General features: G+C 71.2%; 2 protein-coding genes. Both read right to left on the bottom strand.

The features are described 5' to 3' along the window. Positions 1-561, bottom strand: a 561-nt coding sequence (locus ACFWY6_RS45510) for a hypothetical protein (RefSeq protein WP_384703827.1), incomplete at its 3' end; no start/stop codon positions are given. Positions 562-759: 198 nt separating this feature from the next. Beyond that, positions 760-1,182, bottom strand: a 423-nt coding sequence (locus ACFWY6_RS45505) for an SDR family oxidoreductase (RefSeq protein ID WP_384703824.1), incomplete at its 5' end; no start/stop codon positions are given.

The raw sequence follows: 1,182 nt of genomic DNA, 5'->3' as shown, positions 1-1,182 counted from the left end.
TCTGTGGGGGGGGGGGGGGGCGCCCCCCCGCGGGGGCGCGGGGCTGTGACATGTGCGGCTCCGCCGCGTGGGCGCGACCAGCCACGACACAGCCGCAGACGGGCGACGGCACCTCGTGGCACTTCCCGCGGAGTGCGAGTGGTTCCGCGTGAAGACGACGAGCCGCAGCACCACGAACCGCGCGACCCCGGCCAGCGCGGAGGCGGACAGATAGACCACCTGCTCGAGCACCGCACCGGGCGCCGCCACCAGCAGCTGCAGGACCAGCATCGCCACGCAGGTCACCGCGTACGCGGCCGCCGCGGATCCGGCCGACTGCGCATGCTGGCGCCGGGTCGCGCGCCCGCCCGCTCCGAAGGTGAAGCGGGCGTGCAGCTCGGTGGCGAGCAGCGTGGAGGCCACCGTGATCAGGGCGTTGGCCAGGACCCAGGGAATCCAGGAGGAGAGACCCGCCACGGCGAAGCTGGAGGCGACCCCCACCCCGCCGCCGCAGAGCACGAAGCGCGCGAAGGCGGTGAAGGCGCCGGGCGCCGCCTGCTCCTGACTCTGTGCTGTCTCCATGATCCGACCCCCTGTATTGGCTGACTTGGCGAACCGAGCACTCCTCGGCCTGTGGGGCAGAGGAGTGCTCGGCTCGTGGCGTCATCATGGCACACGCATGGCACCATGGCGAGCCATTTATGGCGCAGCCCCATGCCGGCCATGGTGCAGCTGCCGGGTTGCAGTCACAGATATGCAGGTCGGCGACTTGGTGTCGCCCTAGTCCACGATGGCGCCACACGAGATGTTGATCTCGGTGGAGGTGATGGTGCACGCCCGGTCGGACGCCACGAAGGCCGCGGTGGCACCCACGTCGCTCAGCGTCGCCGTGCGGGGGAGGAGCGTCGCCTCCTGAAGGCCCGCGGCGATCTCCGCCGCCCCGGGAAAGCCCTCGGGCAGCGATTCGGGTACGCCTCCCGTCTTGAGGGTGACGACGCGAATGCCGGACGGGCCGAGTTCACAGGCCCACTGGCGGCGCAGCCCCTCGATGGCGTCGAGCGCGATCTTGAAGCCGCCGAGCCCCGGGAGCGTCTGCGGCCCGCCACCGCCGAACGCGAGGATCACTCCCGTACCGCGTGCGGTCATGTGGCGGGGCGCGGCCCGGGGGGGGTGGTAAAGCTGGGGCTTATAAAAAAAAGAAGA

Source organism: Streptomyces sp. NPDC059037 (assembly GCF_042740015.1).
Classification (GTDB): domain Bacteria; phylum Actinomycetota; class Actinomycetes; order Streptomycetales; family Streptomycetaceae; genus Streptomyces.
The sequence above is the reverse complement of the archived record's forward strand: the minus strand, read 5'-3'. Positions and strand labels throughout refer to the sequence as shown.